The 20,527-nt window shown below is 60.9% G+C and carries 16 protein-coding genes; 8 read left to right on the top strand and 8 right to left on the bottom strand.

The genetic code is table 11. The features are described 5' to 3' along the window. Positions 1 to 3: 3 nt before the first annotated feature. From B4920_RS06145 to istA, 3 genes are all read right to left on the bottom strand, one after another. Positions 4 to 1,026: a DNA-binding protein gene (locus tag B4920_RS06145; RefSeq protein WP_079433743.1), complete on the bottom strand. Its 1,023-nt coding sequence runs from the start codon at positions 1,024 to 1,026 to the stop codon at positions 4 to 6. Positions 1,027 to 1,158: 132 nt separating this feature from the next. Beyond that, positions 1,159 to 1,914, bottom strand: a complete 756-nt coding sequence (istB, locus tag B4920_RS06140; protein WP_079433742.1) for an IS21-like element helper ATPase IstB — start codon at positions 1,912 to 1,914, stop codon at positions 1,159 to 1,161. Next, positions 1,911 to 3,416 (bottom strand): IS21 family transposase, encoded by a 1,506-nt coding sequence (istA, locus tag B4920_RS06135; protein WP_254050849.1) that lies wholly within the window; start codon positions 3,414 to 3,416, stop codon positions 1,911 to 1,913. Before istA ends, istB begins: the two co-directional genes overlap by 4 nt. Positions 3,417 to 4,216: 800 nt before the next feature. On the opposite strand from istA, the gene B4920_RS06125 reads away from it, so the two are divergent. Beyond that, positions 4,217 to 4,930: a hypothetical protein gene (locus B4920_RS06125; RefSeq protein ID WP_139379440.1), complete on the top strand. Its 714-nt coding sequence runs from the start codon at positions 4,217 to 4,219 to the stop codon at positions 4,928 to 4,930. Positions 4,931 to 5,065: 135 nt separating this feature from the next. Here B4920_RS06125 and B4920_RS06120 read toward each other — a convergent pair whose 3' ends face one another. From B4920_RS06120 to B4920_RS06110, 3 genes are read right to left on the bottom strand one after another with little or no spacing between them, the layout of a single operon-like run. Next, positions 5,066 to 5,983 (bottom strand): cation diffusion facilitator family transporter, encoded by a 918-nt coding sequence (locus B4920_RS06120; protein WP_079433739.1) that lies wholly within the window; start codon positions 5,981 to 5,983, stop codon positions 5,066 to 5,068. Positions 5,984 to 6,005: 22 nt separating this feature from the next. Further along, positions 6,006 to 7,124: a nickel/cobalt efflux transporter gene (locus B4920_RS06115; protein ID WP_079433738.1), complete on the bottom strand. Its 1,119-nt coding sequence runs from the start codon at positions 7,122 to 7,124 to the stop codon at positions 6,006 to 6,008. A 14-nt stretch (positions 7,125 to 7,138) separates the two neighbouring features. After that, positions 7,139 to 7,408, bottom strand: a complete 270-nt coding sequence (locus tag B4920_RS06110) for a metal-sensing transcriptional repressor (protein WP_079433737.1) — start codon at positions 7,406 to 7,408, stop codon at positions 7,139 to 7,141. Between the two features lie 320 nt (positions 7,409 to 7,728). On the opposite strand from B4920_RS06110, the gene mgtA reads away from it, so the two are divergent. The 4 genes from mgtA to B4920_RS06090 all read left to right on the top strand — a co-directional run bounded on the left by mgtA (position 7,729) and on the right by B4920_RS06090 (position 16,219). Beyond that, positions 7,729 to 10,494 (top strand): magnesium-translocating P-type ATPase, encoded by a 2,766-nt coding sequence (gene mgtA, locus B4920_RS06105; RefSeq protein ID WP_079433736.1) that lies wholly within the window; start codon positions 7,729 to 7,731, stop codon positions 10,492 to 10,494. 247 nt (positions 10,495 to 10,741) lie between these two features. Beyond that, complete coding sequence (locus B4920_RS06100; RefSeq protein WP_254050861.1) at positions 10,742 to 11,821, top strand: efflux RND transporter periplasmic adaptor subunit; 1,080 nt, start codon at positions 10,742 to 10,744, stop codon at positions 11,819 to 11,821. Next, on the top strand, positions 11,814 to 14,921 hold the full coding sequence (locus B4920_RS06095) for an efflux RND transporter permease subunit (protein WP_079433734.1): 3,108 nt from the start codon (positions 11,814 to 11,816) through the stop codon (positions 14,919 to 14,921). The genes B4920_RS06100 and B4920_RS06095 overlap by 8 nt, the downstream gene beginning before the upstream one ends. Beyond that, positions 14,918 to 16,219, top strand: a complete 1,302-nt coding sequence (locus B4920_RS06090; RefSeq protein WP_079433733.1) for a TolC family protein — start codon at positions 14,918 to 14,920, stop codon at positions 16,217 to 16,219. The genes B4920_RS06095 and B4920_RS06090 overlap by 4 nt, the downstream gene beginning before the upstream one ends. 354 nt (positions 16,220 to 16,573) lie before the next feature. Here B4920_RS06090 and B4920_RS06085 read toward each other — a convergent pair. Then, positions 16,574 to 17,394 (bottom strand): IS5 family transposase gene (locus B4920_RS06085; RefSeq protein WP_216819766.1). Its coding sequence is split into 2 segments (ribosomal slippage): positions 16,574 to 17,052 and positions 17,052 to 17,394, totalling 822 coding nucleotides; the frame shifts between segments, so codons are not numbered across the junction. Positions 17,395 to 17,562: 168 nt separating this feature from the next. Between B4920_RS06085 and B4920_RS06080 the strand changes: the two genes are divergently transcribed. From B4920_RS06080 to B4920_RS30345, 3 genes are all read left to right on the top strand, one after another. Then, positions 17,563 to 17,919 (top strand): winged helix-turn-helix domain-containing protein, encoded by a 357-nt coding sequence (locus tag B4920_RS06080; protein WP_079433732.1) that lies wholly within the window; start codon positions 17,563 to 17,565, stop codon positions 17,917 to 17,919. A gap of 299 nt (positions 17,920 to 18,218) precedes the next feature. Continuing rightward, on the top strand, positions 18,219 to 19,022 hold the full coding sequence (locus tag B4920_RS06075) for a sulfite exporter TauE/SafE family protein (RefSeq protein ID WP_173862645.1): 804 nt from the start codon (positions 18,219 to 18,221) through the stop codon (positions 19,020 to 19,022). 392 nt (positions 19,023 to 19,414) lie between these two features. Further along, on the top strand, positions 19,415 to 20,029 hold the full coding sequence (locus B4920_RS30345; protein WP_079433731.1) for an NYN domain-containing protein: 615 nt from the start codon (positions 19,415 to 19,417) through the stop codon (positions 20,027 to 20,029). 80 nt (positions 20,030 to 20,109) lie between these two features. On the opposite strand, the gene B4920_RS06065 is transcribed toward B4920_RS30345, so the two are convergent. Continuing rightward, a complete protein-coding gene (locus tag B4920_RS06065) occupies positions 20,110 to 20,508 on the bottom strand; it encodes a DUF2703 domain-containing protein (protein ID WP_079433730.1) in 399 nt (132 codons plus the stop codon). Positions 20,509 to 20,527: the final 19 nt, after the last annotated feature.

The following is a 20,527-nucleotide window of genomic DNA, read 5'->3' as shown; positions in this document are numbered from 1 at the left end:
GCATTACGCCTGCTTGTCAGACGCGGTCGGGACATTGGTCGGCGTAGCGATGCGTTGCACCAGAAGCTCCTGGATGCGGGCTTCAGCACTTGTCGACCTTGCAGTCTCCCGTTGGAGATGCTGCTCGAGGATTTCGATGCGGGCAGCCTGCCCGCCGCTCGTGCCTGTCAGCTCCAGCAACCTGCTGTGCTGCGTCGCGATTTCTGTCCGGAGATCGGCGATGCTCCGGTCTCGCGTCAGAACACCGCTCTCGAGTTCACGCACTTGGGCGGCCAGGCCATCCCCACGGACTTCTGACTCCTCGGTTTTTTTCCGTTGGACGACAAGACTGCTCTCCAGCACAGTCGCGCGTTGCCTCAACTCCTGTACTGCGGCCGCGTGATCCTGACGCAGCTGATCTGTCTGCCGCATCAGGTGTTCCCGCTCGCCGGCGGCACGTTCCCGTTCTATGCGCAACTCGTCGACCAGACGATTGCGTTCCGCCGCAGCCTGCACGTGGAGCTCCATCACGTGCAGGCGATGTTCGTCGCGCAGGTTTTGGGCCTGCCGCTGGCTTTCGGCAATCTGCGCCACGTGCTGATCCCGCTGGGCAAGCAGATCCGTGATCATGGCCTCGCGGGCCAGTTCGGCCTCCCTGAGAGCTTCCAGTTCGGTTATCAGGCGCGCGGTCTCGGCACGCTCATTGCGCAGTCTGTCCTGAGCGTCAGCGCACTCCTGACGTGCCTCGTCCGTGATCTGCTGCAACTCCGCGGTGCGCTGCCCAAACTGCACCTTTAGTGCTTCTTCTGCGGCGGCAGCACCTTCGGCAGACAGGGCGAGGAGGGCGTCGAACAGGCTCTTGGCCTTGAGCTGCAGGGCTTCCGGCCAGTTGCCGAAGAGCGGGTGGCGATTCAGCGTTGCGCCCAGCGCCTGACGCTCGCGCCACTCGCGGATGTAGGCCGAGACGATGCGCGTCGCGCCCTTGCCGAGGCGTTCATGGACTTTCAGATACGTCGGATTCTCTCCTTGCAGATTTCGGGCAGTCATGCGCACTCCGTCCGGTAGGACGTGATCAGCCGCCTTGATAGCAACTGATCACACCCAACGGTGATCATGAACAGCGGACCGGCGTCGTGAGCACCGGTCACGGCGTCATGCGCATACGCTACGGCACCATGATCATGTTGCCTCCAGGCGCTTACGCCCGTTCACCTTGCGCATGGACTCGCCCTTCAAGGTGAGACAATGCGACTGGTGGACGATCCGGTCCAGAATGGCGTCTGCAAGTGTTTTGTCGGGTAAGAGATCGTGCCATTGCGTAGTGGGGAATTGGCTTGTAATAAGCAGGGATCCTTTGCGTGCGCGATGGTCGACAACGTCAAGCAGCACTTGGGCTGTCTGTAACGTCAACTGCCCTAGCCCGAAATCATCAATAATAAGCAATGATGGCTTATGCAAATTTTGCCTGAGCTTTGCTAAAGATCCATCTAGGATGGCGGTGGATATTTGCTCATACAAATCACTTGCACGAAAGAACGCAACAGTGAATCCAAGGCGGCACGCTTGCGTTCCAAATGCACAAGCGAGCCAAGTCTTTCCAACACCCGTCGAACCAAGAATGATTACGTTAAGTTGCTTGCTGACCCATTCGCAATTTGCGAGCGATGCGATTCTCTGCTTTTCGAGGCCTCGTTCAGGACGATACTCAATGTCTTCGAGGTTTGCCCTGTCAGGAAATCCCGCCTCCCTCACAAAACGGGTGAGTTTCCTTGATTCACGTTCGTTTGCCTCCTGATCGACCAGCAAAGCAAAACGTTCGTCAAAGCCAATTTCATGTAACTTGGGCTGTTGGAGTTGAAGTTCATAGGCCCCAGCCATCGAATTCATTTTCAATGCACGAAGTTGGGCGATAGTGCGGCTAACAATGCCTGTCATGATTGCACCTCGAAATAATCACCGCCACGAACATTTTCGTGATTGGGAAGCGAGCTGGTGAGATTTTCCTTAACGAGCTCTTGCTTGTCTGCGGATTGCTTGATAATCGATTCGATACTCCGGAGCGCCGTCAGATTCAAAGCGAGCGCGTAAGCGCACACTTCCTGAATTCGCGAATCACCGTGTAAATGGGCAAGACTGCGAATCCGTCGAGCGGCCTTGAGGCCATTGGTCATGTCTTTCCGGGATTCAAGATGATAGCGAATCATCTCTTCCGTTTTTCCACCAACCGACACCGCCCAGGTCAACAACGCTTTCGGCTCTCCCTCAAGAACGCGAATGTGAGCGATTGGCCTGTGTTCATCCTTTGTTGACACACCGCCGGGCTCCTTGAGCAATTCGTGCAATGCAACTCTTCGATTGCGATGCATGACTTCCAACATCGTCGAGGTATACCTCAGATCTACGTATTCGCCGCGCAAGGTGTGCGGAACTGAATAGTGGCTTCGACCGTGTGCGACATGATAGTCATCTCCCACCCGAACGCGATAACGCCAATTGCAGAGCTCGTATGGGAAGTCGGGAAGAGGTTTGAGTTTGTTCTTTTCGACTTCTGTGAAGCGCTCCATTCGAGAACCCGGCATGTTCTTGAACGGATGCCGGTTAAGCGCCTCCATACCTTTCCAAAGTTCAGCATTCAGTTCTTCCAAACTGAAAAAGACGTGATTACGAAGACGGAATATGATTCCCCTTTGGATAATCTTAACCGCCACTTCCGCCTTGGATTTGTGCTTGGGCTTACGCACGCCGGTTGGTCTTGGCGCTGTCGAATAGTAGTCAAGACAGCTACGGTAAGCTGGATTGATGATGATCTCATCGCGCATTCTTCGCAGTACAGCAGCCTTGAGGTTGTCTGGTACAACCCATTCCGGCACCCCGCCCAAGTACGCAAAACAATCAATGTGACATTGAATCCAGTCCTCTATTCTTTGAGAGAAAACAGCCTGGATGTAAGTCAAACTGGAATACCCTAGGGCCGCCACGAATATCTGGGCATACGAAGATGGCCCCCCGTTAGGGTCACGAATCTCAACCGTTCGCCCGGCAAAATCGACAAACAAACTGTTTCCCGGCTCATGCACTTGGCGCATCACGATATGCTGCGCACGCTTCCAAGTCTTGTATTGCGTACAAAACTGAGTAAATCCAATGCCATCCGGACTTTGCGCTCGCCACTCAAGCCAAACTTGATTCAAAGTGGCATCTTCGGCTTGCATTTGCTGATCGACCCATTCCCAGTCCGGCGCCAACTTGCGTTGTGCGATCGAATGATTCTTGGTGTCGAGTGCTGAGGTCCATTGGTCGTCGTCCAAGTCTCGAAGTTCATTCCAGGTGAGCCCGGATTCGACAATCTTGCCGCGGAGTGTGCCGACGGTATTGGGTGACAGATGAAGCCCACGCGCAATGGCTCGATTGGACTGCGTTGGATCGTAGAAATGCATGCGCGCGATGTCTCGCTGCTGGTGTACCGGGAGCCGCATGGCGGATTTCCTTTCTCGGAAACACCCGACAGAGCTGGTCGGGTGAGGGCGTGGCCATCCCGCACGCCTCCCCAATCGCCAAGACCACATTCGACCTTGACGATGGGGCGAGCGCCGCCGATACTACTGCAGTAGTCCGCCAAGACTCACAGCAGTAAGTAGCGTGCGCAACGCCCGGGGCAGCCTCCCCGGGCGTTTGCGTTTCAGGATGAAAAAATTGCGCTGCTAAATAGCGAGGTCTCCTTTGGTGGGCTTGCAGCGTATTTGCGTTAGCCAATCAGCTACGTCCTGCGTAAGTGCAAAGAGGCCTCGTCGGTTCGGGACAGAAAACAAGACAACGCTGATCTGCCCGCGCCGCTTCGCTTGTCGCATGGAGGCCGCGGACTTATGTCCTAGTGCGGCCATCAACTCCTGCCCCCCCATCAAAGGTCCATGCAAACGCAGCAGGGACTCTCGCAACTGTTGGCGGAGGGGGTCACAAGCCTCGGGCGATTCATTTTCGATAGTCGTCGTCATGGCATGAGAGAAAGCGTGTACGGAAGCGCGATGTCACGCAGTGTTCCCACTTGTCGCAATTTTCTCCACCCGCTCTCATAATCCAGTTTTTGGTACTCCAGAGACAATGGCATATGACGACGCCGCTAATCGATTCCCGGGGCCGCGGCCGCCCACCCACTGATCCCATTGATCAGCTGAGAACACGCATGTGGTTTCACGCAGTCAAACTACGGTCGGGCTTACCGTCTGCCTACGCGATCGAGATGGCTCTCGACGGCGAGCGTGTGCGCAAGCGTGCGTCTGATGTCGCACGCCCGCGGAAGTGGGACGGCTACGAACGAGGGGCCAAGGTCCCAAAAGACAAACCGGGCCCCAGGAATGTGATTGATCAAGCCGAGACTCACTACCCGGGTACCGCGGCCTGGTTTCGTAGTCCGATTTGGGCCTTGCTCAAGAGAGAAAGACTTGACCGACGCGCCATCGAGGCGGAGATGCGAGCACTGTCTCCCCAGGTCCGCGCTTTGCTCTTTGAAGCAGAGCTTCGTGGGGAGGAACAGGAACCACGTTTCAAAGCCTTCGAAGAGGCAGACGAAAACACACTTTTGGAAATGTGTAACTTCGAGGCGTTGGTGACCACGCTGCTGCTGGTGGCGCAATCTGAAGAGATATCCTCCCGCGAACTACATGAGAGGGGCTTGCAGCTCTACTGGGACTTGCAGGCGGGCCTCATGACGACGCGGGAACTGGCACCCTTCTACGAAGAGCTTTTCACACTCATCGATCTACGGTTCAAGTATTGGGCGTACTTGGCGTCGAATCAGCGCATGGAGGTGGTGATCTTCTGGCAAGGGATCCAGGAAGATCGGGTAAGGAGACTGAGAGAGAAGGAGATTTCGGAGTCAGCGGCCGCGCCCAGCGATCTGACTGCCTCGCCGGAGACGGGTGATCCATCGTCAAGCCCAGAGGGCGAGAGCTGACCTGCAGCGGCATCGGCGCGTATGAAGCCGATGCCGCGTTCTTCCGGATGAGGCGACTGCGTTCAGCCGTCACCGGCCCGTTTGGCCTCATACATCGACCGACCTGCTTCCCGACTTAGCGTTGTTGGCACGTGGTCATTCGTGCGGTATCACCGGATCGACATGGACGAGCAGGTACAGCACAGGATGTTTGACCATCACGTTGACGCGGGCTAGCTTGGCGATGTCATGCCCCTCGGTAACGGTCAGGCTTCCATCGATTTCCAGATGAACGTCTGCCAGGATCATGTCGCCGGTCTTGCGTGTTCTCAGTTCATGAAACCCCAGCACGCCGGGCGTGGCTAGCAGCGTTGTTGAGATCCCAGCGATCTGCTCTTCGTCGGCAGCCCGGTCCGTGAGGTCATGCAGGGCATCCCACATGAAGCTCCATCCCATCTTGCTGACCATGCATCCAACTACCAGGGCGGCAATCGGATCAAGCAGCGCAAAACCCAGCAGATTGCCGGCGATGCCGATCCCTACCACCAGGGATGAGGCTGCGTCGGAACGGGCATGCCAAGCGTTCGCGACAAGCATGCTGGAGCGCACGCGCTTGGCCACTTTCAGCATGTAACGGAACAGCACCTCCTTGGCGATCAGGGCAGCGAGTGCCACCCAGAGCGCAAGCAAATGCACGGTGGGAATGGACTCGGGTGTCTGCAGTTTATGCACTGCCGACAGCACCATTCCGACACCGACTGCGGATAGCAGGCCACCCAGTACCAAGGAGGCCGCATTCTCATAACGCTGATGCCCGTAGTGGTGGTCAGCATCAGGCTCCTTCTTGCTGTGATGCACGGCCAGGAGGACGACGAAATCAGCAATGAGGTCGGACAGGGAGTGCACGCCGTCGGCAATCAGGCCTTGAGAGCCAGAGAGGAAGCCGGCAAGCACCTGCACTACTGTCAGCGCAATATTGACGATTACGCTGATCCAGGTGCAACGCTTGGTTGCCGCCTCCCTTTCGGGAGAGCTCTCTTCATCAAGCTCAGCAACTTCTCTCAAATCGTTCATTCAGAATTCCTTGGGTTGGGGATCAAGCCAGTGCCTGGATCCCCTGAAACCCGACATAGACGCCGACCATCAGAATCAATGCACCGGACATGACCGGTGCCCTGCGCGCGAACCCACCAAAACCATTCCACCGTTTCGATATGTGCTTGACACTCATGGCCGCTAGGACGCCAGAGGCCACCATGGTGAGCGCCAACCCAATGCTGAAACCCAGCACGAGAGTCGCACCGAGTGCTATTTGCTTGAGTTGCAGGCAGAGCAGGAGAACGGTGATCGATGCTGGGCAGGGAATCAGTCCGCCAGTCAGGCCAAACACGATGATCTGTCCGGTCGTCACATCCCGGTTGGCGAAGCGGTGGCGGATGTCGTTCGCGTGAGCCAGTTCATGCGGATCCTGGTAGCCGGGGGCCGAAACATCCAACCCTGCGTAGTCCTGGATGGCGTGATGGTTGTGTTCGGCAAACTCGACGTCGTAGTCGTGGCTGTGATGCCCGTGCCCCAAGTGCAGGCGTGCGATGAACTCATGGGGCTCGGGGATCTCCTGCTCCGACTCCAGGAAGTCATCCCGCTGTACGAAGCTGAAAGTTTGACGGTGACCATCCGGGCGCTCAGTTTCAATCCTGATCTGGTCGGCCGCCCAGGCGTGTCCGCGTTTGCCGTCGTGACGCAAGCGGAAGCGTGGCGGCACCCCGTCCTCGAAAACTTCCAGGCGGACAACGCCATGGCCGGTATCGATGCGCTTTACCTCGTCATGGGAATGGCCGTGCTCATGGTCATGATCGTGAAAACAACTGCGCTCTTGTCGTACGGTACGCCAGATCATCCATGACGCAGTACCGACAATCAGCACCGCGGAGGCAATCTGCAGGTAGGGTTCGCTGGCTTCCGCATTCCATTGCTGCCCGAAGTACATGCCGCCAAGGGCAATGACCCACACAACTGCCGTGTGGGAAAGTGTTGCAGCCAAACCCAGTAGAACGGCCTGAGTTACCGTGCCGCGCACCGCGATGATGAACGCGGCCATCATGGTCTTAGAGTGGCCCGGCTCAAGACCATGTAAGGCCCCAAGAAAGATCGCGCTGGGGATGAACAGCCATGCGTTTGCGGCCCCCGTTTGCAGAAGCGTAGAAAACTCCGTCATGAGAGGACTGTGCCTTAGAGATATTTGGTGATGGCCTTGAACTCGCGGATGGTGTCGTCCGCGCTCTGCGTGCCCTCGCTGACCGCATGTTCCAGGCAGTGGTCGATGTGGTCATGCACGAGTGTTCGTTTCGCGTTGGCAACGGCTTTTTCAACGGCCTGCAGTTGTTGGGCGACCTCCAGGCAGCCTCGGCCTTCTTCGAGCATCTGGATGATGCTCTTCAAGTGACCGTGGGCGCGCTTCAGGCGGGTGAGGACTTCAGGGTGGGATGTGTGTAGCGACATAGTGCCCATATCCTATCCCCCTGGATAGGATATTGCCAGCGTTCATTGGAACTGTTAAATTTCGCCTGTCAAATTTTGTGGGGGTGTCCTTGTGGACTGTCCTGGTAGTCGATCCATGATCGAACACACTTTGGCAAGGTAACCGCAGCGTCACGCCCTGCCACTACCTTTGCCTGAACAAGGCGGGTAGTGGCGCCGGAAAGCCGGTTCTCGGCCTTCCCCCACCGCTTCCCAGTCGTCAGTACCACGCCTTGCCCATCGCCGGCAGGCGTGCTGCCATTCCGCGTTCCAGGAAGGAAGGAACACGGGGGGAGGTTTCCATGCGTCTCACGTTTCTCAAGGAACTCTTTGCGGCCTTCGTCCGCAGCCGCGGCTTCGGCCGTCATTTCCGCCGTCTCGCGCTGCTCGACAGCCTGTCGCGCACCACGGTCAGCCGCGAAGTCCCGCCGTCTCTCGCCCAGACCCTGGCGGCGGCGGCCCGCAGCACGCCCGACGTGCTGCTCAAGCAGCTCGACAGCCATCCCGACGGCCTCAGCGCCGCCCAGGCCGAGCTGATCCGCGAACAGGTCGGCCTCAACGAGGTCGAGCAGGAAAAGCCGCTGCCCTGGTGGCTGCACCTGTGGCACTGCTACAAGACCCCCTTCGACCTGCTCCTCACATTGCTGGCAGTCATTTCCTACGTCACCGAGGACATGAAGGCCACCCTGGTGATCGGCACCATGGTCGTGCTGTCGGTGGCGATCCGCTTCTGGCAGGAGCGCAAGTCGAACATCGCCGCCGACAAGCTGAAGGCGATGGTCAGCAACACCGCCACGGTGATCCGCCGCGACCTCAGCGAGGACGCGGCCGAAGACGCCCGCCGCTACTTCGACGTCCAGCTGCACGTCCATCCGGCCCACCGGGAGGAAGTGCCGATCGCCCAGCTGGTGCCCGGCGACCTGGTGGCCCTGTCGGCCGGCGACATGATTCCCGGCGACTGCCGCGTACTGGCGGCCAAGGACCTGTTCGTCAGCCAGGCCGCGATGACCGGCGAATCCCTGCCGGTGGAGAAGTTCGCACGCCTGCGCGACCTGTCGGCAACCAATCCGCTGGAGCTGGACAACATCGTCTTCATGGGCACCAACGTGGTTTCCGGCTCGGCGACTGCCGTCGTCGTCGGTACCGGCGCGCGCACCTACTTCGGCGCCCTCGCCCAGCGGGTGACGGCCACCGACCGCGCGCCGACCCAGTTCCAGGCCGGCGTCAACAAGGTGGCCTGGCTGCTGATCCGCTTCATGTTCGTGATGTCGCCGCTGGTGCTGTTCATCAACGGCTTCACCAAGGGCGACTGGACCGAAGCCTTCCTGTTCGCCATGTCCATCGCAGTCGGCCTGACCCCCGAGATGTTGCCGATGATCGTCACCTCGACCCTCGCCAAGGGCGCGGTGATCCTGTCCCGCCAGAAGGTCATCGTCAAACGCCTGGACGCGATCCAGAACTTCGGCGCGATGGACGTGCTGTGCACCGACAAGACCGGCACGCTGACCCAGGACAAGATCTTCCTGGCCCGCCACACCGACGTGTGGGGCGAGGAGTCGGACGACGTGCTGGAAGCGGCCTATCTCAACAGCTACTACCAGACCGGCCTCAAGAACCTCCTCGACGTGGCGGTGCTGGAGCACACCGAGGTGCACCGGGAACTCAACCCGGCCAGCAACTTCCGCAAGGTGGACGAGATCCCCTTCGACTTCCAGCGCCGTCGCATGTCGGTGGTCGTTGCCGAGCACGAATCCCACCACCTCTTGATCTGCAAGGGCGCCGTCGAGGAGATCCTGGCGGTGTGCGCCCGGGTCCGCCACGGCGAGGCCGACGAGGCGCTGACGCCCGAGCTGCTGGCCCGCGTGCGCGAGGTGACCGCCGACCTCAATGAGGACGGCCTGCGGGTGGTGGCCGTCGCCGCGCGGGAGCTGCCGCCCAATAAGGAATCCTACGGTGTCGCCGACGAGGCCGGCCTGACCCTGATCGGCTACGTGGCCTTCCTCGATCCGCCCAAGGAATCCACCGAGCCGGCCCTCAACGCCCTGTTCGCCCACGGCGTGAAGGTCAAGGTGCTGACCGGGGACAACGAGCTGGTCACCGCCAAGATCTGCCGCGAGGTCGGCCTGCCGACCCAGCAGGTGCTGCTCGGCTCCGACCTGGAGCGCATGGACGACGCCCAGCTCGCCGAAGCCGTGGAGACCCACGACATCTTCGCCAAGCTGACGCCCGCTCATAAGGAACGGGTGGTCCGCGCGCTCAAGGGCAACGGCCACGTGGTCGGCTTCATGGGCGACGGCATCAACGATGCGCCGGCCCTGCGCACTGCCGACATCGGCATCTCGGTGGACACGGCGGTGGACATCGCCAAGGAAGCCGCCGACATCATCCTGCTCGAAAAGAGCCTGATGGTGCTGGAGGAAGGCGTCGTCGAGGGGCGCAAGACCTTCGCCAACATGCTCAAGTACATCAAGATGACCGCCAGCTCCAACTTCGGCAACGTCTTCTCGGTGCTCGTGGCGAGCGCCTTCATCCCCTTCCTGCCGATGCTGCCGATGCACCTGCTGGTGCAGAACCTGCTCTACGACTTCTCGCAGGTGGCGATTCCCTTCGACAACGTGGATGAGGAGCTGGTGCGCGATCCCCAGCGCTGGAACCCGGCCGACATCGGCCGCTTCATGCTGTTCTTCGGGCCGGTCAGCTCGGTGTTCGACATCACCACCTACCTGGTCATGTGGTTCGTCTTCGGCGCCAACACACCGGAACACCAGACCCTGTTCCAGTCCGGCTGGTTCGTCGAGGGCTTGATGACCCAGACCCTGGTGGTGCACATGATCCGCACCCGCAAGATCCCCTTCGTGCAGAGCCGTCCGGGGGGCCTGCTGATGATCGCCACCGGCTTGATCATGGCCTTGGGTGTCTTCATCCCGATGGGGCCGGTCGCCCACTACTTCAAGCTGCAGGCGCTGCCGTGGTCCTACTTCCCCATCCTGGCGGCGATCCTGGCCGGCTACATGGTGCTGACCCAGGCCATGAAGGCCTTCTACAGCCGGCGCTTCGGCTGGCAGTAGTCCACAGAGGGGGGACGCGGCGGCAGCAGCGACCCTGGAAATTACGACCGTAATATTACAGTCGCAGCCCAGACCTATCATTACACGCCCCCTATTTTGGGGTGTTCATGTCGTCGGGCTCGGCGAAAAACGGCCTTGCATAGAACAGCCCCCTCCTGAGTGGGTGGTGAGGGGCATTGTGATCGTTGCGGTACTTTGTATTTGGGAGAGTGTAGTGAAGACATTGTGGAGATGTGCTCCGATCTTGGTGTTGCTCTTGGGCGCCTGTTCTGAGAAACCCACTGCCGCACCAGAGCCGACGCTCTTCAATCGGGACGGGGCCTTCATCGTGGTTCCAGAGCATTCTCCATTGCGTACTAAGCTCAAGATCGGTGTCGTCGAGCAGCGTTCGATTTCGGAACCCTTGACGATCCCCGGCCAGATCGAGGCCGACCCCGGCAAGCTGGTCAAGATCAGCTCCCCGGTCGCTGGGCGCATCGTGGCCATTTACAAGCGGCTGGGCGACGCGGTCAAGGCGGGTGATCCGCTGCTCTCCATCGACTCAGCCGACGTTGCATCGGCCTTTTCTGACCACAGCAAGGCGGTATCCGCCTTGCGCACCGCGGAACTGGAATATCGTCGTCAAAAGGAGCTGTCCCAGGCCGAGATTGCTGCCCGGCGCGATGTGGAGGCTTCCGAACAAGCCTTTGCCAATGCCAAGAACGATGTGGCATTTGCCCGGGCGCGCCTCTCCCAGCTCGGCTTCGATCCCGACAAGCCCGCGGCGGCGGCTGGTCGCAATGTCGTCGTCCGGTCGCCCATCTCTGGCCGTGTGGTGGACATGACCGCCGCGGCGGGCGGTTACTGGAACGATCCCAGCCAGCCGATCCTGACCGTCGCTGACCTCAGCCAGGTCTGGTTTTCCGCCAACGTCCAGGAGAAGGACCTCAGCCGCATCGAGATCGGTGCCGCGGGAGACATCGTGCTGAATGCATACCCAGAGGAGCCGATCAGTGGCAAGGTGTTCTCGCTCGGTGAAATTCTCAATCCGGATACCCGTACGAGCACAGCGCGCATTGCCTTGCAGAACTCGCAGGCCCACTATCGGCCTGCGATGTTCGGTCGGGTGACCTTCCTGACCCAGCACCCGCAGGCGCTGGTCATTCCCAAGACCGCCTTGCTGCAAAATGCGTTCGATACGCGGGTGTACGTGGAGGTCGGCCCCTGGAAGTTCGAACCCCGTGTCGTCAAAACGGGGGTGCAGGCAGGTGAGCTCGCTCAGATCGTCTCGGGGCTCAAGGCCGGCGACCGTGTCGTCACCCAGGAAGGGGTGACGCTGAATGATTGAGAAGATCGTCACCCTGTGCTTTCAGCGACGGGTCGTCGTCTGGCTGGTGTTCCTCTTCGCCGGGATCTACGGTGCCTTCACCTGGACCCAGCTGCCCATCGAAGCCTACCCGGATATCGCCGACGTCACCTCCCAGGTCATCACCCAGGTAAACGGCCTGGCTGCGGAGGAGATTGAACAGCAGATCACCATTCCGCTGGAGCGCGCCATCATGGGCACGCCCGGCATGCACGTGATGCGCTCGAAGAGCACCTTTGGCCTGTCGATGATCACCGTGGTCTTCGAGGACGGCATCGAGAACTACTGGTCGCGCCAGCGCTTGCAGGAGCGCATGAACGAAGTCCAGTTGCCCTACGGCGCGCAGCCGGGTCTCGACCCACTGACCTCACCGATTGGCGAGATCTACCGCTATACCCTGGAATCGCCGACTCGCGATCTGCGCGAATTGTCCGACATCCAGTTCTGGAAGGTCATTCCGCGTCTCAAGCAGATTCCCGGTGTCGCCGACGTGACCAACTTCGGTGGCCTGACCACCCAGTTCATGCTGGTCTTCGAGCCCAACAAGCTGATGCAGTTCGGTGTCTCCCTGCAGCAGGTCAAGGACGCCATCACCAACAACAGCGCCAATGCGGGCGGCAGTCTCATCGTGCGTGGCGAACAAGCCTACGTGATCCGCGGCGTCGGCCTGATCGAGAACCTCAACGATCTGGCCAACGTGGTGGTCAAGCAGAAGAACGGCGTGCCTGTCCTGATCAAGGACTTGGGCGAGGTCACCATCGGCAACATCGAGCGTCGCGGCATCCTCGGTAAGGACCGCAATCCCGACACCCTGTCCGGTATCGTCCTGCTGCTGAAGGGCGAGAATCCGTCCAAGGTGCTCGACGGCGTGCATGCCGCGGTAAACGATCTCAACCACCACCTGCTGCCCGGTGACGTCAAGCTGGTTCCCTACCTCGACCGCAGCAACCTCATCGGCGCCACCATGCACACCGTCGGCAAGACGGTCAGCGAAGGCATCATCCTGGTCGTGCTGGTCCTGCTGTTGTTCTTGGGTAGCCCCCGTGCCGCGCTGATTGCCGCGGTCGCCATCCCGGTGTCGCTGGTGACCACCTTCATCCTGATGCACCACTTCAAGGTGCCGGCCAACCTGCTGTCCCTCGGTGCCATCGACTTCGGCATCATCGTGGACGGCGCCATCGTCGTCGTCGAGAACATCCTGCGCCTGCGTGAGGAGAATCAGGACCGGGAGCTGACCGCCGCCGAAGCCCTGAGCGCCTGCCTGCAGATCGGCAAGCCGATCTTCTTCGGCATGATGATCATCATGACCGCCTACCTTCCGCTGTTCACCTTCCAGCGGGTGGAATACAAGCTGTTCACGCCGATGGCCTTCGCGGTCGGCTTCGCACTGGTCGGAGCGATCCTCGCCGCCCTGTTGCTGGTGCCGGGTCTCGCCTACCTGGCCTATCGCAAGCCCCGCAAGGCCTTCCACAACCCGCTGCTGGAACGCATCGTGCGCGGCTACCAAGACCTGCTGCCGCGCCTGTTGCATGCCCGGCGGCGGATGGTCGTGGTGTTCGTACTGGCCCTCGTCACCATGCTCGGCCTGGCCGGCACCATCGGGCGCGACTTTCTTCCCTACCTGGACGAGGGCTCCATCTGGCTGCAGGTTCAGCTGCCGCCAGGTATCTCCCTCGACAAGGCCAGCCAGATGGCCACCGAACTGCGCAACACCACGCTGGAATTCCCCCAGGTGTCCACTATCGTCACCCAGCTCGGCCGCAACGACGACGGCACCGACCCGTGGACGCCGTCGCACATCGAGGTCAGCGTCGGTCTCAAGCCGTATGATTCGTGGCCGGAGCACATCAGCAAGCTCGAACTCATCGACCAGATGTCGAAGCGCTTTGCCCAGCTACCGGGGACCCAGGTCGCTTTCACGCAGCCGATGATCGACGGTGTGATGGACAAGCTCGCGGGCGCCCACTCGGAACTGGTGGTGAAGATCTACGGCGATGATTTCGGGGATCTGCGCCGGGTTGCTACGCAGATTGTCGATGTCCTGCACGCCATCCCCGGCGCGGTGGATGTCACCATCGACCAGGAACCGCCGCTGCCCCAGGTCAAGATCACCCTCGACCGAACCGCCGCTGCCCGCTTCGGGATCAACGCGGCGGACGTGGCCCAGCTGATCGAGACTGGCCTCGGGGGCGCCCCGATTACCCAGATGTTCGCTGGCGAGAAGCGCTACGATGTGGGCGTCAAGTTCTCCAGTGCCTCCCGCAGCGATCCGGAATCCCTCGCCAACCTGCTTCTGACCACCAGCACCGGCGCCTACGTGCCCTTGGCACAGGTGGCAGATATACAACTGCAAGAAGGGGAATCCACTGTCACCCGCGAGATGATGCGGCGCCACCTCACCGTCCGCCTCAACCTGCGCGACCGCGACCTGGCGTCCTTCCTCACGGAAGCCCGTGCGGCCCTCGACGAGAAGGTCGAGCGCGATCCCCGCAAGATCGAACTCGTGTGGGGGGGGCAGTTCGAGAACCAGGAGCGCGCCATGGGGCGACTGGTGGTTATCGTGCCGCTGGCCCTGATCCTGATGTTCGTCCTGCTCTACGGCGAGTTCGGCAACTTCCGCCAGCCGGCGCTGATCCTCGCTGTCGTGCCGCTTGCCACCATCGGCGGCCTAACGGCCCTGCATCTGCGCGGCATGACCTTCAACCTCTCCAGCGCAGTCGGCTTCATCGCCGTGTTCGGGGTGGCCGTGCTGAACGGCATCATCATGCTCTCCAATCTCAACCGCCTGCGTGACACGCCGGGCATAACGCTGGCCGATGCCGTCGTCAGGGGCGCCACCGAGCGCCTGCGTCCGGTGCTGATGACCGCGACGGTTGCCGCCCTCGGCCTGACGCCGGCCATGCTGGCAGTCGGGCTGGGATCGGACGTACAGCGCCCGCTGGCCACCGTTGTCGTCGGTGGCCTGGTGAGCGCCACGCTGCTGACGCTACTTCTCTTGCCCAGCCTTTATTACCTTGTTGAAGAACGCTTTGCCCGGCTTTACCCCAACGACGGCCGTGGGGAGCAGGGGGTAACCCAATGAACATCGCATTCATCCGCAGCGGCTGTCGCCGCACGCTGCTGGGCCTGGCCCTGACCGGCCTGTACGGCATCGCCCAGGCGCAGAACGCAGTGCCCCTGCATTTCGCCGAGTACCTGTCGGCCGTCGAGCAGTCCAGCATCGACTACGCGGCCCAGCGGCAGAACGTCGTGGCCGCGCGGGCCGGCATCGACCTCGCCGGCGTGCGCCCCGATCCGCAGCTCAGCTTCGGCACCTCCCGCGAGCTGGCCCGCGAGAGCAAGCCCACCGCCACGCGCCCCAACACCCTGGGGCTGTCCCAGACCATCGAAACCGCCGGCAAGCGCGGCCGCCGCATCGACGCGGCAAAGGCCGACCTGCGGCTCGCCGAAACGGGCCTCAGCGACTATTTCTACGGCCTGTCGTCGGATGCCCTCGACGCCTTCGTCACCCTGATCCAGGCGCGCGAGACCTATGCGCGGAAGGAGCTCTCCCACAAGGCCCTGCTGGACGTCGTCGCCGCCAACGAAACCCGCCTCAAGGCCGGCGCCATCGGCCGCCTGGAGCTCTCCCAGTCCATCCTCGAGGCGCAGCGTTACGGCAAGGACGTGGAAAAGGCGCGGGCCGACCTGGCCGGCGCCGAGGCGCGCCTGTCCGTGCCGCTCGGCGCCCGCTTCGCCGAGCGTTTCGCCGGGCGCCGCCCGGATGCCGAGCTGGCCGAGCTGACCGAGCTGCCGCCCGCCGAAACGCTGATCGAACGCGCCAGCCAGAAACGCTCCGACGTCGTGCTGGCGAAGAGCGCCCTGGAGTCGGCGCGCAGCAAGCTCGACCTGACCAAGGCCAACCGCTGGGTGGACGTGGATGTGGGCGTCTCCATGACCAGCACTGCGCCGGTGGAGAACGTCTCGGAACGCTCGCGCATCCTCGGCCTGTCCGTGTCTGTGCCGATCCCGCTGTCGCGCCTGCAGCAGGGGGACATCGTCCAGGCCAGTGCCGCGGTGACCCAGGCGGAACTGGGCCTGTCGTCCACGCTGAATCGCGTGAAGGCCGACGTGGAGACGGCCGTCGCCCAGTACCGCTCGGCCCTCAACGTCGTGCAGACCTACCGCAGCACCACCCTGGCCGAGAACAAGCGTGTGCTGGAAGGTTTCCGGATCAGCTACCAGAAGGGCGCGGCCTCCCTGCTGGAACTGCTGAACGCCCAGCGCACGGCCGACGACACCTACCTGGACTACCTCGACGCGCTGGCCACCTACGCTCGTGCCAAGGCGCAGATCCAGATCAGCGTGGGGGAACGTCCGGATCTGGAGGCTGGATTTTAAGGTGTTCCATGGGTCCGAATAAAGAGTGAGTTGTGGCAATCGCCAGCAGAACAGCGGACGCCTTGGACGAGGATGTAACCAATCATCGATGTCCGAGATGCCGGTCGCGCTCATGATATTCGTGAAATATCTCTAGTGGGCTTCGGTGATCGAGCGGGTAAGGCTTAATCTGTGGATGCAGCAGTGGCGCACGGTCTCTGATGCGGTGGGCAGGAAGGCCTCCTTCACACGCAAAACGTACCCTCGAACACTGCCAACGAGGAAAGAAGCGCTTGATAGAGTCAGCCAAAGGCGACAGAAGTCGGAAGCAGGAATAGCCCTATCTGATGCTGAGCTTGTGATGAGTTAGAAGCTCTAACAAAATGAGTTTTTCGCGCAGTTCAGTTTTCGCCAGCAAATGAGGCTGCAGGCGATCTTGATAAAGGCTTCGTGAATGACGGCCAATCGCTCAAATCGAACCCGCAGGCGTCGGTAGTTGTGGAGCCAACCGATGGTTCGCTCGACCACCCAGCGGGTTTTGCCCAAGCCGCTGCCGTGCGGCGTGTTGCGCCGGGCGATCTCGGTTTTGATGCCTTGAGCGTGAAGGGGCCGGCGGTACTTGTCGTGATCGTAGCCACGGTCGGCCTGGATGATTCGAGGCTTGGAGAGTGGGCGCCCCCGCTTGCCACGAATAGGTGGAATGGCTTCGACCAAGGGCAAAAGTTGGGTGACGTCGTTGCGATTGGCGCCGGTCAGGATGACCGCCAACGGAATGCCCTGTGCTTCGGTGATCAGGTGGTGCTTGGAGCCGGGGCGTGCGCGATCGGTGGGATTGGGTCCTGTTTTTGACCCGCACCCACAGCACGAATGGAGGAAGAATCGACGATGCAACGGGACCAATCGATCTTGTCGGCCGTGCGCAAGCGGGCCAACAGCACCTCATGCAGCCTGTCCCAGACACCGGCCTCCTGCCAGGCGCGCAGGCGCCGCCAGCAACTCATGCCCGAGCCGCAGCCCATTTCCTGGGGCAGCATCTCCCAAGGGATGCCGCTTTGCAGGACGAACAGGATGCCGGTCAGAACCGCTCGATCATCGAGCGGCTTGCGCCCCGGATATTTGTTCCGACGGGGCTTGGCGGGAGGGAGCAACGGTTCGATCAAGGCCCACAGATCGTCGTCGAGAAGTGCTTTGGCCATGTCCTCTATTCAAAGAAACAAGGCCGAGGTTAACGAAATTCGACCATCGTGAACAGGGGGGAATTAGAGCTTCTTAGGCAGTGAGAATAACGTTCGCCAGTATGGAGGCAAGGGGGCTGGGGCCAGCATGGGATAGAGGCGGGTTGTCCGGCAAGGTAAGCTCTACCCATGACTGCCACCGTCCCTTCATCCATCCGCATCCGCCCTCGCATCTACATCGGGAAGGACATCGCACTTGGCCCCGGCAAGATCGACCTGCTGGAGAAAGTCGGCCAGATGCACTCCATCGCTGCCGCCGCGCGGGCACTGGGCATTCCCTATAAGAGGGCATGGTTACTCATCGACTCCCTCAATCAGGGCTTTGGCCGTCCGGTTGTCGACACTGCGACAGGCGGAAAAGGAGGTGGCGGTGCCCACCTGACACCGCTCGGCCAGGAACTAGTTTGCCGTTATGTCGCGCTAGAACAACGCATCAACGCGGCTTCGGAGCGCGAGTTACAGGCTTTGCTCGCGCTCGCGGACTGATTTTCCCTACTTGATCCTTCGCATGGCATGTCACTTGCGTCACGTGGATCGTTATGTCGTTTTTGACCTAACGCTGTCAGAATATCGACAAGCTCATGTGATGACTGCCTGTGGAGCGATGCAATGCAAACTGTGTTTTCGAGAGGCCTACGGGCCACACTAGCGCTTGGGCTTGGGGCTCAAGCTGCCGATGTACCTGTGGCGGCGAATTTCATGGAGAAGACGGCCCGTGCCGTGAAGGCGCCGTGCTGTCTTCTCCTGCCCGGCGATGTCACCGCCGATATGGGCCGGGAGCAATCATGAGCACGCAAAAGCGCGCAGGTCAGGGCTTTGTCGCGGGCTCACTGATTGGCACCCTGGGTGGGCTGATCGGTCTGGGTGGCGCGGAATTCCGCTTGCCGGTCCTGGTCGGGCTGTTTCGGCTTTCCACGCTGGAGGCCGTCATTCTCAACAAGGCCATGAGCCTGGTCGTGGTGGCTTCAGCGCTGCTCTTCCGGTTGAGAACGATCCCCGTCGATCAACTGTTCGAGCACTGGGATGTCATCCTCAACCTGCTCGCCGGCAGTCTCGTCGGCGCCTGGTGGGCAGCGGGCCACGCCATGACGATGCATCGCAAGCAACTCAATGTGGTCATCATGGTGCTGCTGCTCGGGCTCGCCTTGCTGATGCTGTCGGAGTCGTGGCTGGGACTGCACGACGGCGGTACGCTCTGGTTCGAGCCCGGGCCGGTACGCATCTTTGCGGGGTTGGTAGCCGGGTTTGGGATTGGTACGGTAGCGGCCCTACTCGGTGTGGCTGGCGGTGAGCTGCTGATCCCGACCATCGTGCTGCTCTACGGAATCGACATCAAGTTGGCTGGAAGCTTGTCCTTGACGGTCAGCCTGCCGACCATGATCGTCGGCTTTGCCCGCTACAGTGGTTCCGAAGCCTTCGCCGTGCTGAAGTCGGAACGCCCGTTGTTCCGCTGGATGGTGGCTGGGTCGATCCTCGGCGCCGGCGTGGGTGGACTGTTGCTGGGGCTGGTGCCGCCTGAAATCCTCGTCACCGGTCTGGGTGTCATCCTGCTGATCTCCGCCCTCAAGACGTTCAAGCATGCTCATTGAAAGGAGGCCTTGCCTTCATGCTGCTCACCGAACGCGATCTGCAGGCCCCTCTGGCTGACCATCAAGCTTGCCAGCCTGGAAACGGCTGTATGCGTCGCACACTGGTACTTCCACCTTCGGTGGGGAACGCACGCGTGGAGCCCAAGCGGGAGATAGGCTGAGAGAAGTTGAGCGCGGGGAAGCCGAGAGCGCAAACGTACAGTGCAGGCGAGTACCCACGAATTTCGTAACAGTTTTGCGCGGTCATTTTTGTTGTCGTTAAAAGTGGGGTGTTTTAAAATTCAGGTGCGCAATGCGCCTTCATAGAAGATCGGCTGACGGCGGGCTACCATCCAAGTGGGCTTGTCCCCGCCCGCCCGAAGCCACCCACTATCTTTTGACGTTCCCGATTTGTGAGTTCCTACGCGATCCTTGTCGACGGCGGCTTCATCAAGCGCAAGCTCGGGTCGGCGAGAGCGCCGATGACCGCGGAGAATTTCGAAGCGTTCATCGACAGGCTCAAAGCGGAGCCGTGCTTGCAGGGCCTGCGTTTGCATCGGATCTACTTCTACGATGCACTCCCGTTCGAGGGCGAAGCGAAGAAGCCGCTCAACGGGGGCAAAGTGAATTTCGGCGCGTCACCGATTGTCGCCCGGAGCAAGCGTCTGCACGTGGATCTGGTCCGGGTGCCCTACGTGGCTCTGCGGATGGGGGAGCTGGGTTTCCGTGGTTGGCAACTCAAGACCATGCCTCTTCCGGAAGAGCAAGACACCGTTGAAATTACAGCAGCAGATCTTGTTCCTGTGATTCAACAAAAGGGTGTCGACATGCGCTTGGGCCTGGACATCGCAGCGCTGACGCTGAAGGATCAGGTCAAGGTCATCGTGCTGGTTGCCGGCGACAGCGACTTCGTGCCCGCCATGAAGTTTGCCCGGCGCGAAGGGGCGCAACTGTTCCTCGCGCCATTGGGACATGGGATCAAGGAACCGATGCGCGAGCATGCGGATCTGGTGCTGGAGATCACTTGAAGCCTTCCGGGATTGTGGCACACCAAGGCATGTCCCTCGCCTGATGCGCCAAAGCAGCCGTAACGGCTACGGATACGTCGTCAGCGGTCCGGCTGTGAATGCAATGTCAGGGCGGCAATCAGCGCTGCCTTAACCAGAAGCTCCTGCGGAATCGCCTCAAAAGTCTGCCCGTCCACCGCCATGGTCCGGCACTCCGAATCCCCACACACCGAACAGCACGGGCTGCTGCCGACCGATGCCTGCAGCCAGTCCTCCATCGGCTTGCCGGCAATCCAGATGCGGTTCGACGCCGAGGGCTCAGCCTTGAAGTGGGCCTCGTCCAGTTCTCGCATTTCCAGTTCCGGAACCATGCCCAAGGGCGCCAGGGCCGCTGTCAGGGCTTGAGTGGCCTTGTGGATGGCATCGCCCGTGTCGGCGCAGCGTGGGCATGTTTCCCCGTTTGTCACGAGGCGCTGCCATACGATAGGAAGGCGCTTCATCGTCGACTCCCGTGTGGAT

The sequence above is a fragment of the Zoogloea sp. LCSB751 genome (assembly GCF_002028455.1).
Lineage (GTDB): Bacteria > Pseudomonadota > Gammaproteobacteria > Burkholderiales > Rhodocyclaceae > Zoogloea.
Note: the sequence above shows the minus strand (reverse complement) of the source record. Positions and strands in the feature narration are given on the sequence as shown.

Bases quoted from the DNA above. Each gene is read 5' to 3' on its own strand.
- B4920_RS06145 (WP_079433743.1), bottom strand. From the start codon at position 1,026: ATGACTGCCCGAAATCTGCAAGGAGAGAATCCGACGTATCTGAAAGTC.
- istB (WP_079433742.1), bottom strand. From the start codon at position 1,914: ATGACAGGCATTGTTAGCCGCACTATCGCCCAACTTCGTGCATTGAAA.
- istA (WP_254050849.1), bottom strand. From the start codon at position 3,416: ATGCATTTCTACGATCCAACGCAGTCCAATCGAGCCATTGCGCGTGGG.
- B4920_RS06125 (WP_139379440.1), top strand. From the start codon at position 4,217: ATGGCTCTCGACGGCGAGCGTGTGCGCAAGCGTGCGTCTGATGTCGCA.
- B4920_RS06120 (WP_079433739.1), bottom strand. From the start codon at position 5,983: ATGAACGATTTGAGAGAAGTTGCTGAGCTTGATGAAGAGAGCTCTCCC.
- B4920_RS06115 (WP_079433738.1), bottom strand. From the start codon at position 7,124: ATGACGGAGTTTTCTACGCTTCTGCAAACGGGGGCCGCAAACGCATGG.
- B4920_RS06110 (WP_079433737.1), bottom strand. From the start codon at position 7,408: ATGTCGCTACACACATCCCACCCTGAAGTCCTCACCCGCCTGAAGCGC.
- mgtA (WP_079433736.1), top strand. From the start codon at position 7,729: ATGCGTCTCACGTTTCTCAAGGAACTCTTTGCGGCCTTCGTCCGCAGC.
- B4920_RS06095 (WP_079433734.1), top strand. From the start codon at position 11,814: ATGATTGAGAAGATCGTCACCCTGTGCTTTCAGCGACGGGTCGTCGTC.
- B4920_RS06090 (WP_079433733.1), top strand. From the start codon at position 14,918: ATGAACATCGCATTCATCCGCAGCGGCTGTCGCCGCACGCTGCTGGGC.
- B4920_RS06080 (WP_079433732.1), top strand. From the start codon at position 17,563: ATGACTGCCACCGTCCCTTCATCCATCCGCATCCGCCCTCGCATCTAC.
- B4920_RS06075 (WP_173862645.1), top strand. From the start codon at position 18,219: ATGAGCACGCAAAAGCGCGCAGGTCAGGGCTTTGTCGCGGGCTCACTG.
- B4920_RS06065 (WP_079433730.1), bottom strand. From the start codon at position 20,508: ATGAAGCGCCTTCCTATCGTATGGCAGCGCCTCGTGACAAACGGGGAA.